Source organism: Rheinheimera hassiensis (genome assembly GCF_022436675.1).
GTDB classification, from domain to species: domain Bacteria; phylum Pseudomonadota; class Gammaproteobacteria; order Enterobacterales; family Alteromonadaceae; genus Alishewanella; species Alishewanella hassiensis.
Map to the genome: position 1 here is coordinate 81,817 of NZ_JAKUJZ010000005.1, position 14,385 is coordinate 96,201.

The window sequence follows — 14,385 nt, forward strand, 5'->3', positions numbered from 1 at the left end:
AGTCACACAACGCCATCTGACAAGGAACCACTATGAAAACTTACCTTATTACGCTGAGTCTTTTTTTGTTCAGCATCAAACTTATGGCTGCTCCCGCCATTGCGCCCTCACCAGAGCAGGTAACACCGCTACTGAACGGTTTAACCATTCCGGCAGTCACTTTAACCGGTGCAGACAACAACCCTGTTGCCTTGCAGCAACTTGTACAGCAAAAGCCGTCTGTGCTGGTATTTTACCGTGGCGGCTGGTGCCCTTATTGCAATGCGCAACTGTCTTCGCTGCGGGATATAGAACCACAGCTTAACAAACTGGGTTATCAGCTGATTGCCATCACGCCGGATAGCGTGGCGTCAATCAACAAAAGCTTAAACGATACCGGCGGCCAAAAGCTGAACTATACGCTGTTGTCTGATGCCAATTTTGCCGCCAGCAGTGCCTTTGGTCTGGCTTATTATCTGGATGACAAAACTGCAGCGGCTTATAAAGGTAAGCTTGGCAGCCTGATCACTACCGAAGCCGGCACTGAGAAAGTAGTACTCCCGGTGCCGGCAGTGTACATCCTTAACACTAAAGGCGAAGCGCTGTTTAATTATGTGCATATTAACTACAAAACCCGGCTGGAAGGTGAATTGCTGTTAAAAGCGGCTGAGTTGGCGTTGCAATAAACTTCTCTCTTTTCAGGTCGTCTCTCACCTGTTTACAGCAGCGGACAAAGTAGTATTTTCCGCTGCTGTTTTTTTATTAAAAAGCGTTGACGCAACGCTAAAAATACGGCATTTTCGCGCCCTGTTTGGCAAGCGCCTTAACTGATGCTAGCCTGTTGGTTTTACCCTCTGTCGGAGATAACTAATGCGTAATGTAACCGTTGCTGCCACCCAAATGATTGGCGGCTGGAATGTTGATGAAAACATTGCCCGTGGCGAGCGTCTAGTGCGCGATGCGGCAGCCAAAGGCGCGCAGATCATCCTGCTGCAGGAGCTGTTTGAGCGTAATTATTTCTGCCAGAAACAAAAACCAGAGTATTTAGAGTTTGCCACCACAGTAGCAGAGAATAAAGCCGTAGCGCATTTTACTAAGATTGCCAAAGAGCTGAATGTAGTGCTGCCTATCAGCATTTACGAGCGCGCTGGCCACTGCCTGTACAACAGCGTGGTAATTATCGATGCCGATGGCGAAAACCTCGGTACTTACCGTAAAAGCCATATTCCGGATGGCCCGGGTTACAGCGAGAAGTACTACTTCACACCGGGTGATACCGGCTTTAAAGTGTTTGCTACCAAATATGCCAAAATCGGTGTCGGCATTTGTTGGGATCAATGGTTCCCGGAGTGCGCGCGCAGCATGGCATTAATGGGCGCCGAGTTGCTGTTTTACCCTACGGCAATCGGCAGCGAGCCACACGACCCGACAATCAGTTCACGCGACCACTGGCAGCGTACGCAACAAGGCCATGCTGCGGCTAACCTGACACCGTTAATTGCCTCAAACAGGATTGGTACCGAGACCGAAGGTGATTACCATATTACCTTCTACGGCAGCTCTTTTATTGCCGATGAAACCGGTGCCAAGGTACAGGAAGCTAATGAAACCGACGAAGCTGTGCTGGTGCATACTTTTGATTTAGACGCTGTAGCCGCCACCCGCAGAGCCTGGGGTATGTTCCGTGATCGGCGTATCGATATTTACGGCGCTGTTATGACCAAAGATGGCGAAACCAAACAACCTGTTAAACAAGGTGGTAACTAAGTGGCCTTTACAATCCTGAACAGTACACCACGCGCCGATGGTTTTAGTATGCCAGCTGAGTGGGCTGCGCATAAACAAACCTGGATGGTGTGGCCCGAGCGTACCGACAGCTGGCGTTTAGGTGCCAAACCGGCACAGCAGGCCTTTGTTGCGGTCATTAAAGCCATTGCCGGGTTTGAGCCGGTAACGGTAGGTGTATCAGCCAATCAATATGCGAATGCGCTGGTGCAACTAACCGATGCTGGTACAAAGTTTCCTATCCGCGTTGTGGAGATATCAAACAACGACGCCTGGTGTCGTGATACAGGCCCTACATTCGTTACCAATGCACAGGGTGAAGTACGCGGTATCGACTGGACCTTTAACGCCTGGGGCGGATTAAACGGTGGTTTGTACTTCCCGTGGGATAAAGATGATCAGGTGGCCAGCAAAGTGCTGGGCATAGAGCAACTGCCGCGCTACCGCACTGAAGGCTTTGTGCTCGAAGGCGGTGCTATTCATGTTGATGGCGAAGGTACCCTGTTAACTACTGCAGAGTGCTTACTAAACAGCAACCGTAACCCGGATTTAAGCCGCGAGCAGATTGAACAGCAGATGCGCGATTATTTGGGCATCGACAAAGTATTGTGGTTAGAAGACGGTATCTTTAACGACGAAACCGATGGCCACATTGATAATATGGCCTGTTTTGTTAAGCCAGGCGAAGTAGTACTGGCGTGGACTGACGATACAACCGATCCGCAGTATGCCCGCAGCAAAGCGGCTTTGGATTACTTAGAAGCAGCCACCGACGCCAAAGGCCGTAAAATAAAGGTGCATAAGCTGCCGGTACCGGCACCTATTATCGCCAAAGCGGAAGAATACGCCACGGTAGATGCCACCATGAGCGCCATTCCACGCGAGGCTAATGCCCGTTTGGCCGGCTCTTACATTAACTTCTATTTGTGCAACGGCGGCTTAATACTGCCTACTTTTGACGACCCGAATGATAAGGTAGCAGCAGATATTCTGCAAAGCCTGTATCCGGAGCATAAAGTAGTAACAGTGCCAGGCCGCGAGATCTTGCTGGGTGGTGGCAATATTCACTGTATTACCCAGCAACAGCCTCGCTAATTAAAGTACTCTGCTGACGTGGATAGCAGATGCGAAGTAGTCTTTTCTTCGACCGTTGAACGCCTGGACGGCGTGACAAATTCGCAAGGAGCGAATTTGAACAGCTTAGCTGGCCGGAACGGTGAATTTCAGGGATGAAATTCATAAACGAGCCCCCAGGGATGGGTTCACGGCGTGTCGAAGCAAAGATCTACGTAGTAGCTGCGGTATCGCTGAGCTGGTTCATTGAGCGAGCAAGCTCCGATTGCAACACCCGCCCCGGCTCGTCACAGCAACTCGCGAGTGTTAACACACTCACTCAGACACTCTGTGACGACCGAAACGGGGTTCCAATCTACGTATAGCCAACTCTATTGAGGATTCATGAATGTCCAAAGCCTGCGCCTTACATATTCTGGTAAAAACCCGTGAAGAAGCGGAAAAACTCAAACAGCAACTGGCCAAAGGCGCTGATTTTGGCAAGCTGGCCAAACAGCATTCGCTGTGTCCGTCGGGTAAAAAAGGCGGCGATTTAGGTGAGTTTCGTAAAGGCCAGATGGTAAAAGCCTTTGATGATGTTGTATTTAAAGGCCCGCTTTTAGAGGTACAGGGGCCGGTGAAAACCCAGTTTGGTTTTCACCTGATCAAAACGTTGTATCGCAGCTAAATTAGCTAAAACCTGAGCAGGATGGCTATGCGCAACTGACTATCTGATTAATAGCGCTGATACTGCCATTTTGCCAGATCATCTCATAATGGCCGCACTGAACAATTTGCCTGACATACTGCGGGCTAAATAAGCCCCAACACACAGCACCGCTGTTACGCACAGAATAGTACTGCACGCCGGCACTACCTTGCTCGCGTAAATGAATACCCAGTGCACGGGCCGCACTGTAATCCTCTTTCGCATAAACAGCATGCTCTGGCGACAAAGCAGTTAAATCTGCCAGGCTAACCTCAGCAAACTGACAACTTAAGGCCCGAAACACAAAGCGCTCATAAGCAAGCCCTGGCACTTTAGCCCAGTAACGACACTGATGATAAGCCACTTCGCTAATAGCTGTTTGCACACTATCGGCCAGATATAACACACCAAAACGGCCATCAGAAAAGCGGCTGCCTGCCGGGTTTACATGAGTAAAAGGCGCTACCGCATAAGAGCAGCCGGCAATGCCAAACGGGATCTCAGTGCGAGGCAGCAAACTTAGGTTACCTGCCTGCGCCTGTAACCTGGGGTTGGTTAATGCCTGCAGTGCAAATAAAGCGTCAAACTCATCGACGTCGGCTACGTCGTCAAACACCGACTGCGGCGGATATTTTGAATTAATCAGCCGGTAGCTTTGTTGGCGCTGCAGCTTAACCTGGGATAAATTATCCGGCCCTGCGCTAACCTTTATTACCACATGCCACCACGTAAGGCATCGATATGCTTAAAGGTTTCGTACAATGCAGCAAACTGGCCGCTGCTGATAATATCCAGCGGGCTGTTGCCGTTAAAGTAAGGGTTATGGTTGGGCAGCGCCATAAAACCATACAGGTTTTGCGGGTTATCAAACAACAGCCGTAAGCTGCTATGAATATTCAGCAGGTAGCTTATGCGCTCTATCTGGTCCTGCGTTAAGCTGGCGCAGTAAGGGTCGTTACGGTACTTATAATACGCCGCTTTGGAGATCTGTAAAATGCGCTGGACCTGCTCTGGCGAGCATTGCCATTTATCCAGAACTGCAAATACCGCTTTAAGCCCTGTTGCGGCGACTTGCCGCTGGCTTTGTCTGTCGAGCTGTACTGCCTGCATAACAACCTCGTGCCTGACCAAATTATTATCAATATAGACTAATAATAAAAATATGTCCACATGGAGAAATGCGCGAGATTGACACCATTCAGCTGTACTGACGAACCGGTTTGCCCACATCAACACGCCGTGAACCCATCCTTGGGGGCTCGATTCAGGCATCCATGCCTTCAACGGTTGACTTAGGGCAAGCCGATTCTCACTTAAGCAACCGTACTTAGCTCTTTATTCTGCTTTAAAGCAGAATTTTAAGCTCTACCCAGAGCCTTAGCGCGCAACTTGGCTTTAAGCATGCCTTTCTTTGCCGGCTTTTTCGGCCCGTCACCGTGGCGTGCCTGTGCTTGCTCCGGTGAAACATAAGTAGGGTCGTGCTCGTAACCAGGCAGTATTTGAGCCGTAATCACCTGCTGAATAAGCCGCTCTATATCCTGCAGCGCTTTAATTTCTTCCGGTGTAATCAATGTTAACGCCACACCACTGTTACCGGCACGGCCGGTGCGACCGATACGGTGCACATAGTCTTCCGACACTTGCGGCAGGTCATAATTAACCACATAAGGTAGCTCGTTAATATCCAAACCACGGGCGGCGATATCAGTGGCAACCAGAATTCGTACGGCACCGGCTTTAAAATCAGCCAGTGCTTTGGTACGGGCGCCCTGGCTTTTATCGCCATGAATGGCTGCGCTTTTTAAACCGTCTTTTGCCAGTTGCTTAGCCAGGCGGTCAGCGCCGTGTTTGGTGCGGACAAACACCAGCACCTGCGGCCAGTTATTTTTACCAATTACATGCGATAACAGCTCACGCTTACGGTGCCGGTCAACTAAATACGCCAGCTGCTCTACCCGCTCGGCGGTGGCGTTAGTAGCGGCAACTTCAATCAGTTTTGGGCTGTTTAACAGCTCATCGGCCAGCTGCTTTATCTCGTTGGAATAGGTAGCAGAGAACAGCAGCGTTTGCCGTTTGGCCGGCAGCTTAGCCATAATACGTTTGATATCAACAATAAAGCCCATATCCAGCATGCGGTCGGCTTCGTCCAGCACCAGTACTTCCAGCGCGGATAAATCCAGCGTTTTCTGATGCAGGTGGTCAATAAGGCGGCCTGGGGTGGCAACCAGTATATCCAGCCCCTGCTCGGCCTCATCATATTGCGGCCTTATCGATACACCGCCATAAAACACTGCTGAACGTGTGTTCAGGTACTGGCTATATTTACGTACATTGTCATACACTTGCTGCGCCAGTTCACGGGTTGGTGTTAACACCAATACCCGCACCTGGTTTGGCGCTACGACCTTAGGCGCATTGAGCATTTGCTGCAGCAACGGTAAAGTGAAAGCCGCTGTTTTACCTGTACCGGTCTGAGCACCAGCCAGCACATCTTTACCGGCCAGAATCACCGGTATACTTTGCAATTGCACCGGCGTAGCAGCAGCATAGCCTTGCTCTGTCAGCACGCGTAAAATAGGCGCGGCCAACGCGAGAGATTGAAATGACATTAATATTCCTGTTTTGCCAAACATTACCAGCGCCCGTTACTGTGTTAACACAACACGCCGCGCAGCATAAAGCGCGCATTATAACAGAACAGTCCCCGGCGGAGTTAGCACAGTGAACAACTGGTATTTGTATATGGTGCAAACCAGCAATGGCTTGCTTTACACCGGTATCAGCACTGATCCGCAGCGTCGCTTGCGGCAGCACAGTGGCGAGCTGGCTGGCGGTGCTAAAGCGCTACGCGGTAAAGGGCCATTGACGCTGGTGTATCAGCAGCCTGTTGCTGATAAAAGCACTGCAGCCAAAGCAGAATACCAACTCAAACAACTATCCAGAAGTGCAAAACTGGCGCTTGCCGCCAGCTATAACCGAAGTGAGATTTAATGGACAACTTTCTGCTTATCCTGGCTTATCTGTGCATCGGCGTTATGTTGCGCCGTTTACCTGCCATGCCGCAAAACAGCGGTATTGCGCTGAATATGTATGTGCTTTATGTCGCACTGCCTGCGCTGATCCTGAAAAACGTACCGCAGTTACAATTTTCTGCTGAATTGCTTATTCCGGCCGTTACACCCTGGCTGTTGCTGCTGGCGGTAGTAGCAACAGTATTATTACTCAGTAAACTATTGCACTGGCCACGTGAGGTAACCGGCGCCTTGTTAATCGTGCTACCGCTGGGCAATACCTCGTTTTTAGGCTTTCCGATGACAGAGGCGTTATTTGGCAGCGACGCTATGCCTTATGCCGTGGTGTACGATCAGTTGGGGTCATTTATTGCGCTGGCAAGTTATGTCACGGTTATTGCTGCGTTGTACAGCCCAACCGCAACCAAACCTACTGTTAAAGGCATCATTGTTAAAATTATTACCTTTCCGTCTTTTGTGGCTCTGGCACTGGGTTTACTGCTGCGCGGTACTGAATATCCGCCCTTTGCCACACAGTTAATTGATAATTTAGCAGCAACTCTGGTGCCGGTGGTGATGGTGGCGGTAGGCTTTGCCCTGAATATCAGGTTTAGTAAAAGCGAAATATCCCCGCTTATTTGTGCGCTGCTGATTAAACTGGCGCTGATGCCTGCGCTGGTGGCTGCGCTGTGGTTTAGTGTTGGCCAACGCGGCATTGCGGTGGATGTCAGTATTTTTCAGGCGGCAATGCCACCGATGATCTCCGCCGGTGCTATTGCCATTATGGCGGGGCTGGCACCGCGCCTGGTTAGCGGCATTATCGGCATTGGTATCTTAATGGGCTTGGTTAGCTTACCGGTAGTGTTCTGGTTGCTGCATTAATCATCATCAGGCTGGTCTTTTGCCGGTTTTAACCGACCGGCTTTTTTCAGTGCATCGTTCAGTAAAAACTCAATCTGGCCATTAACACTACGAAACTCATCATCTGCCCAGCGCTGCAAAGCGCTGAGCATTTTTTCGTCAATACGTAAGGCAAAGGCTTTTTTAGCCACAACAACCCCTATTGATACAGGCTGCCGGTATTAATTACCGGCTGCACATGATGATCTCCACACAATACCACCAGTAAATTACTGACCATTGCGGCTTTGCGCTCGTCATCCAGTTGTACTACGTTACGTGCAGACAACCTTTCCAATGCTGTTTCTACCATGCCCACTGCGCCCTCCACAATTTGCTGACGTGCAGCCACTATTGCTGCTGCCTGCTGGCGCTGTAACATGGCGCTGGCAATTTCCGGCGCATAGGCTAAATGGCTGATACGGGCTTCCAGTACCTGCACACCGGCTTTATTCAGCCGGGCCTGAATTTCGCCTTTAAGCAGTTCTGTGACTTCATCTGTGCTGCTGCGCAGGCTGATAGCCTCATCATTGCCGGCATCATAAGCATAACTGGAGGCTAAATGGCGGATAGCCGACTCGCTTTGAATACTGACAAAGTTCTCGTAATTATCCACTTCAAATACCGCTTCAGCACTGTCTACTACTTTCCATACTACTACAGCAGCAATCTCAACCGGGTTACCGGCGTTATCGTTTACCTTCATTTTACTGCTTTCAAAGTTACGTACCCGAAGAGATACTTTTTGCTTGCTGTACAAAGGGTTAGACCAGCGTAAGCCATTATTCAGATCGGTACCGACATAACGGCCAAATAACTGCAGCACTGCCGACTGGTTCGGATGCACCATATAAAAACCAAACCAACAGATAAACACCACTATTGCCAGCAATAAGGCTACAACTTTCACCACCCCCGGCAACACGACAACCCCTGCTAATGTCAGCAACTGCGCCAGTAGCAAAACCCCAATCATGCCAAAACCGCCTTTACTGTTAATCATGCGTTCCTGCAACATAGTCAGCCCTCTTAAATTGATATTATTTTGATATCAATTTAGCGCATCTATGGAAAAATGCAACTGTTTCTCTGTTCAGCTATCAGGCTGCACAGAGTGATGGGCGACAACGCGCTTTTCTGCTAATGTAAAACAACAACTTACTTAGCTGAATAACTTATATGACCGAAAAGCTTTTAGTCTGGTGGCAACATGTTGTTACTCAGTTGCAGCAAGCAGAACTGTGGTATCAGCTACCTGCAATAGCGTGCTGTATTGTACTGGCAGCGGTTATTAACCGCCTGGTGGGCAAATTCCTGATTGACAGCGGTGGGGAGGGCTTACGCCATGTTGCTATGCGCAGCTCGCACCGCATCTTACTACCTTTTAGTCTGGCGGCGTTACTGGCAATTAGTAGTGAACTATTCAGCCTGTATGAGCTAAAGCATAACTTTATACAACTGCTTATCCCCATTGCACTGGCATTGGGAATGATTCGGCTGCTGGTATATATATTACGTAAGGGGTTTTCGTCCGGGCCTTTGATGAAATCTGTCGAGCCGGCGGTTGCCGTAATTATCTGGCTGGTAGTGGTGCTGCATTTGGCAGGCTGGCTAACGCCGGTGCTGAACGTTATGGATTCACTGGCTTTTACGCTGGGCGAAAGCAGGTTTTCATTACTGAATGCAGTAAAGCTGACGCTGGTGATTATTCTGGCGTTTACTCTGGCGCTATGGCTGGCTGAACTGTTAAACCAGCAAATGAAAAAAGCCCAGCATATCAGCCCCAGTATGCAGGTCGGTTTTAGCAAGTTTAGTAAATTTTTGCTTATTACCATCGCGTTTTTAATTGCGTTAAATGCGGTGGGTATTAACCTCAGCTCACTGGCAGTGTTTGGTGGCGCACTGGGTGTAGGGTTAGGTTTTGGCTTACAACGTATCGCCTCAAATTTTATCAGCGGTTTTATTCTGGTACTGGATCGCAGCATTAAACCCGGTGATGTTATTTCAGTGGGGCAGAATTTTGGCTGGGTGCACGAACTTAAAGCCCGTTATGTGGTGGTGCGCAACCGTGAAGGTGTCGATACGCTGATCCCAAATGAAAACCTGATCACATCAGAGGTAATTAACTGGAGTTATGAAGACCGTAATGTACGGGTAAAAATTGTCGTGCAGGTAAGCTACGAAGACAATCCTGAGGAAGCAATGGCACTGATGCTGTTATGTGCGACAAAATCAAAACGAGTGCTGAATACGCCAGAGCCAACGGTAATGTTAAAAAGCTTTGCCGACAGTGGCATTGAATTGGAGTTACGGGTGTGGATAGCCGATCCGGAATACGGTGCTGATACGGTAAAATCAGATATTAATGTCGCCATATGGCGTGCCTTTCAACAAGCCGGTATTACCATACCTTACCCACAGCGCGACTTACATATTAAATCAGGTCAATTGCCGTCATCTGAACCCTGATATGGTAAAACGCCTGCTATTTACTAGCAGGCGTTTTTTCAAAGCAGCTGACTATTACGCTTCGCCTATCATTCTGCGCAACACATAATGCAAAATGCCACCATGCTGGTAATAGGCCAGCTCGTTGCCGGTATCAATGCGGCAAATAACGTCCAACTCCTGCTTGGCGCCATCAGCGTAAGTAATAATTAACTCAAGTTTTTGCCGTGGTTTCAGGTTGTTTAAGCCGCGCAGGGTAAAGCTTTCCTCACCGGTTAGTTTCAGGGTTTTACGATCGGCCCCCGATGGAAACTGTAACGGCAAAACGCCCATACCAATTAAGTTAGAACGGTGAATACGTTCAAACGATTCTGCCAAAACCGCCCGCACTCCCAGCATCAGCGTGCCTTTAGCGGCCCAGTCACGTGATGAACCGGTGCCATACTCTTTGCCGGCCACCACTATCAATGGCAGCTCCTGCTGCTGATAACGCATAGCGGCATCGAAAATTGGCAGGGTTTCACCCGACGGATAATGCTTAGTTACACCACCTTCAGTGCCGGGCACCATTTCGTTACGGATACGCACATTGGCAAAAGTGCCTCGCACCATCACCTCGTGGTTACCCCGGCGAGAACCGTAAGAGTTAAAATCAGCTTTATCAATATCGTGGTCGAGCAAATATTGGCCAGCAGGGCTACTTTGCTTGATCGAACCGGCTGGTGAAATATGGTCGGTCGTTACCGAATCGCCCAGCACAGCCAACACACGGGCATTAACAATATCGGCTATCGGCTTAGGCTGGCGTGCCATACCCCGGAAAAAATCTGGCTGGCGGATATAAGTCGACTCCGGCCAGGTATAGGTTTTTGCCTCTGATACTTCAATAGCGCGCCAGCTTTCATCACCATCAAATACTTGCGCATATTCTTTACTGAACATAGTGCTATTTACCTGCGCCACGGCAGCAGCAACGTCTTTGCTGTCAGGCCAGATATCTTTTAGATATACATCTTTGCCATCTTTGCCCTGCCCCAACGGCTGAGAGCTTAAATCAATATTGATTGTGCCAGCCAGCGCAAATGCCACCACCAGTGGTGGTGAGGCCAGCCAATTTGATTTAATTAAAGGATGTATCCGGCCTTCAAAATTACGGTTGCCCGACAATACCGCCGAGACATTTAAATCAGCACTGCTAATGGCATTTTCTATCGGTTTGGCCAGCGGGCCGGAATTACCAATACAGGTAGTACAACCATATCCCACCAGATTAAAACCCAGTTGTTCAAGTGGCTGCATTAAACCAGCCTGCTGCAAATAGCGGGTAACCACTTTGGAGCCTGGCGCCAGTGACGTTTTTACCCAGGGTTTACGCATAAGCCCTTTAGCAACCGCATTTTGGGCCAGTAAGCCCGCAGCCATTAGCACACTGGGGTTTGAGGTGTTGGTACAAGAGGTAATTGCTGCAATAACCACGGCATGATTGTCCAGCTGTATCCGGTGGCCATCAAGCTCAAAGCTGCGATCCGGTTGTTTTGCATCTGTCTGTGCCGCCCCCTCATTTACCATTTCAGCATCACGCTCTTTGCTTACTTTTGGCTCAAGTGTCAGCGAATCATCACAGTGTTGTTTAAGCCCGCTTAGTGTCACTTTATCCTGTGGTCTTTTCGGGCCGGCCAATGACGCCACAACCGTATTTAAATCCAGATGCAGCGTATCGGTAAATATCGGCGTAACACCTTTTTGCCGCCACAAGCCCTGTTCCTGGCTGTAGGCTTTAACTCTGGCAATAACGGCTTCGTCACGGCCGGTAAGCTGTAAATAATCCAGCGTTACCTGATCAACCGGGAAAAAGCCACAAGTTGCACCGTATTCCGGCGCCATATTGGCAATAGTGGCACGATCTGCCAGCGCTAACTGATCCAGACCATCACCGAAAAACTCGACAAATTTGCCCACCACACCATGTTTGCGCAGCATTTGCGTAACAGTAAGCACTAAATCGGTTGCCGTAATACCGGCATTTAACTTGCCGGTGAATTCAAAACCTACCACTTCAGGGATAATCATCGATACCGGCTGGCCCAACATGGCTGCTTCAGCTTCAATACCGCCAACCCCCCAACCCAGAATCCCCAGCGCATTAATCATAGTGGTGTGGGAATCGGTGCCCACCAGTGTATCAGGGTAAGCTAACTGGCCGTCAGTAGTTTGCTCTGCCCAGACTGTCTGGCCCAGATATTCCAGGTTCACCTGATGGCAAATACCGGTACCCGGCGGCACTACACGAAAATTGGCAAAGGCTTTGGCGCCCCAGCGTAAAAATGCATAGCGCTCGTAATTGCGCTGCATTTCAATATCGACATTCTGCGTAAAGGCTTGCTCTGTAGCATAGCGGTCTACCATTACCGAGTGATCAATCACCAAATCAACTGGCGATAACGGGTTTACTTTGTCAGGGTCTTCACCCAGCGCAGCCACTGCGGCACGCATAGCGGCTAAATCGACCACCGCCGGCACGCCGGTAAAATCCTGCATTAACACCCTAGCCGGGCGAAAAGCAATTTCGCGCTCAGAAGTGCCGGTTTTTTGCCAGTCGACCAATGCCTGAATATCAGTATCGGTTACGGTATCACCATCAAGGTTACGTAACAGATTCTCCAGCAAAACCTTAAGTGAAAACGGTAAACGGCTGATATCACCAAACTGGGTCTCAGCCTTATTCAGACTAAAAATACGATACTGCTGTTTATCTACCGTAAGTTTGTCGGCGTAGGGGTTGGGAGTGGTCATAACATACCTCATACTGATTACTGTTAACTAAGTGTAGCTCATCAGCATTACAGTACGAGGGTTAAACGGTGAGCGGGGTAGCAGAAGAGATGCAACCACCGAACAACTCCCCAGAAGTATTAGCAAATTAATAGAGAGCGCTGTGCTGCAAGGCTATCAGATCATTTTTTGTAAAATTCTTCCCGTTTTTCAACCATTCCCTTACCGCGCGCAGATTCTCCGCTGTCGTAGTCAGTTTTGGGCCCTTCAGCTCCATCCCAGGTATGCTTGACAGCACTATTAGGAACATTCGCCGTAACAACTTCCATATTGCGATAACCACTTGTAAGTACAGTTTTCTCTCTCTCTGCAGCTGGCACTGCCGAGTCGCCGCTAGCATCCCCTTTTCTGGCTTTAAATCCCAGGCTTGCAAGTTTGCCTGATGCCAGAGATTTCTTGTGTCCGTCTGCCGGATCAATTTCCCACTGTGCTGCAATGTTATTAGTATCCAAGCCCGATAGATCCGTTAGAATGGCCCCATTCGGATCCGCACCGAAACTCTTGTGATCATTACTCAATATCGGCCTTTTTGTTGAGGTATGACTAAAGGCAAACTGATTACCACCACCACCAGCACTTTGCTGCAAAAACTCCCTATGCTCCCATGACAATGGAGCATCAGGACTATTCCCTGCCACATCAATATTCTTTTCTGAATCTAGTTTACTATAAGTACCAATTCCGGTTGGAGTTAAATCCTCTCCTCTTTTATCTCTTTTATTTAATTCCCGCCGCACATATCTGGGAACAAAAGTTCCCCTTTTATCTTTGACGTACTCTTTGCTGTTATCTGGCCGTTTATAAACTTTAGAGGTACCCGGCAGAAGATTACCGTAATAAGCGGCACCCGAAACTAACGCGCCTTCTCCCGCAGTGGCAGCAATCGCTTTAATTTTTTGTTCATATTCTTGTCTGGCTTTGAGAATTTTATCGTTGTACGACTCATCTCTGGATATATCTTTCCCGTCAGCCTTTGCCCATTCAGACGTTGCAATTTTTTTGTCATTTTTCTTTTTCGCTTTAGCTTGTTCAAGCAGCGTTTTAATTTCTTCTTTTTTGTCTTCCTGTACTTTAGATAAATCTATGCGCCCTTTACGCTGCATGGTTATACGCAAGTGCCGACCATCAGCAACAGGAGTACTGTCAGCAGCTTTACGCTGGAATGCCCTCGCCCCCATCACATCAGCTTCATGCTCTAAGCCCAGATCGTCGTTTATCGCTTCACCTTTTAGCTGGGTGGTGGCTTTCACCCTGCCCTGCTTTTGCTGTACTACATGCCAGGCTTCGTGTGGCAGGTGTTGTTCCTGCCCCGGCGCTATATGGATATCGGAGCCCTGCGCATAGGCATGGGCTTGTATAGTGGCCGGTTTGGCCGAGTTATAATGCACTTTTACATCGTCCATCGCGTAGCCGGATAAACTTTCAATGCCGCTTTTTAGCTGATCCGGCATACCGGTGTTATTAGCTGGTGCCGCATCTGCCTGACGCTGATTAACAGCACCAGGCTCAAACTTTCCCTGCAACGGATCCTCTTCATCCGGCTGCCGTTGCACTGTCGCATCAAACTTGCCCTGCATAGGCTCTTCATCTTCCAGCGCAGCTTGCTGGCTTACCGTGCTTTCATCTAGCTTGTGCTGAATCAAAGCAGCGTTACCGTGTTTTAGCGCC

14 protein-coding genes are annotated in these 14,385 nt (G+C 49.1%); 7 read left to right on the forward strand and 7 right to left on the reverse strand.

Going from position 1 to position 14,385, the window contains the following annotated elements:
* Positions 1 to 32: 32 nt before the first annotated feature.
* The 4 genes from MJX74_RS11580 (at position 33) to ppiC (ending at position 3,505) form a co-directional block, all read left to right on the forward strand.
* Positions 33 to 665 (forward strand): peroxiredoxin-like family protein, encoded by a 633-nt coding sequence (locus MJX74_RS11580; protein ID WP_240223006.1) that lies wholly within the window; start codon positions 33 to 35, stop codon positions 663 to 665.
* Between the two features lie 184 nt (positions 666 to 849).
* Entirely contained in the window at positions 850 to 1,746 is an 897-nt protein-coding gene (gene aguB, locus MJX74_RS11585) for an N-carbamoylputrescine amidase (protein WP_240223007.1), read from the forward strand.
* Positions 1,747 to 2,859, forward strand: coding sequence for an agmatine deiminase (gene aguA / locus MJX74_RS11590; RefSeq protein ID WP_240223008.1), 1,113 nt, complete (start codon positions 1,747 to 1,749; stop codon positions 2,857 to 2,859).
* A 367-nt stretch (positions 2,860 to 3,226) separates the two neighbouring features.
* The gene (ppiC, locus tag MJX74_RS11595; RefSeq protein WP_068229378.1) at positions 3,227 to 3,505 is read left to right on the forward strand and encodes a peptidylprolyl isomerase PpiC; all 279 of its coding nucleotides are present in this window, start codon (positions 3,227 to 3,229) and stop codon (positions 3,503 to 3,505) included.
* Positions 3,506 to 3,530: 25 nt separating this feature from the next.
* Here ppiC and MJX74_RS11600 read toward each other — a convergent pair whose 3' ends face one another.
* The 3 genes from MJX74_RS11600 to MJX74_RS11610 form a co-directional block, all read right to left on the reverse strand.
* Positions 3,531 to 4,244: an RES family NAD+ phosphorylase gene (locus tag MJX74_RS11600; protein WP_240223009.1), complete on the reverse strand. Its 714-nt coding sequence runs from the start codon at positions 4,242 to 4,244 to the stop codon at positions 3,531 to 3,533.
* Positions 4,238 to 4,636: an MbcA/ParS/Xre antitoxin family protein gene (locus MJX74_RS11605; protein ID WP_240223010.1), complete on the reverse strand. Its 399-nt coding sequence runs from the start codon at positions 4,634 to 4,636 to the stop codon at positions 4,238 to 4,240. Before MJX74_RS11605 ends, MJX74_RS11600 begins: the two co-directional genes overlap by 7 nt.
* Positions 4,637 to 4,884: 248 nt before the next feature.
* Entirely contained in the window at positions 4,885 to 6,135 is a 1,251-nt protein-coding gene (locus MJX74_RS11610) for a DEAD/DEAH box helicase (protein WP_240223011.1), read from the reverse strand.
* 112 nt (positions 6,136 to 6,247) lie between these two features.
* Here MJX74_RS11610 and MJX74_RS11615 point away from each other — a divergent pair, with 112 nt between their 5' ends.
* Together MJX74_RS11615 and MJX74_RS11620 are read left to right on the forward strand one after the other, a co-directional pair.
* Complete coding sequence (locus tag MJX74_RS11615) at positions 6,248 to 6,517, forward strand: GIY-YIG nuclease family protein (protein WP_240223012.1); 270 nt, start codon at positions 6,248 to 6,250, stop codon at positions 6,515 to 6,517.
* Complete coding sequence (locus MJX74_RS11620; protein ID WP_240223013.1) at positions 6,517 to 7,419, forward strand: AEC family transporter; 903 nt, start codon at positions 6,517 to 6,519, stop codon at positions 7,417 to 7,419. The genes MJX74_RS11615 and MJX74_RS11620 overlap by 1 nt, the downstream gene beginning before the upstream one ends.
* On the opposite strand, the gene MJX74_RS11625 is transcribed toward MJX74_RS11620, so the two are convergent.
* Positions 7,416 to 7,589: a type II toxin-antitoxin system antitoxin gene (locus tag MJX74_RS11625; protein WP_240223014.1), complete on the reverse strand. Its 174-nt coding sequence runs from the start codon at positions 7,587 to 7,589 to the stop codon at positions 7,416 to 7,418. The two genes, MJX74_RS11620 and MJX74_RS11625, sit on opposite strands and share 4 nt — an antisense overlap.
* 8 nt (positions 7,590 to 7,597) lie before the next feature.
* Complete coding sequence (locus MJX74_RS11630; RefSeq protein ID WP_240223015.1) at positions 7,598 to 8,455, reverse strand: SPFH domain-containing protein; 858 nt, start codon at positions 8,453 to 8,455, stop codon at positions 7,598 to 7,600.
* Positions 8,456 to 8,616: 161 nt separating this feature from the next.
* Between MJX74_RS11630 and MJX74_RS11635 the strand changes: the two genes are divergently transcribed.
* Positions 8,617 to 9,906 carry a mechanosensitive ion channel family protein gene (locus MJX74_RS11635; RefSeq protein ID WP_240223016.1) on the forward strand — a complete coding sequence of 430 codons (1,290 nt, stop codon included), beginning with the start codon at positions 8,617 to 8,619 and terminating at the stop codon, positions 9,904 to 9,906.
* Positions 9,907 to 9,960: 54 nt separating this feature from the next.
* Here the strand turns inward: MJX74_RS11635 and acnA are convergent, their stop codons facing one another.
* Together acnA and MJX74_RS11645 are read right to left on the reverse strand one after the other, a co-directional pair.
* Positions 9,961 to 12,678, reverse strand: coding sequence for an aconitate hydratase AcnA (gene acnA, locus MJX74_RS11640; protein WP_240223017.1), 2,718 nt, complete (start codon positions 12,676 to 12,678; stop codon positions 9,961 to 9,963).
* A 161-nt stretch (positions 12,679 to 12,839) separates the two neighbouring features.
* On the reverse strand, positions 12,840 to 14,360 hold the full coding sequence (locus MJX74_RS11645; RefSeq protein ID WP_240223018.1) for an eCIS core domain-containing protein: 1,521 nt from the start codon (positions 14,358 to 14,360) through the stop codon (positions 12,840 to 12,842).
* Positions 14,361 to 14,385 lie beyond the last annotated feature (25 nt).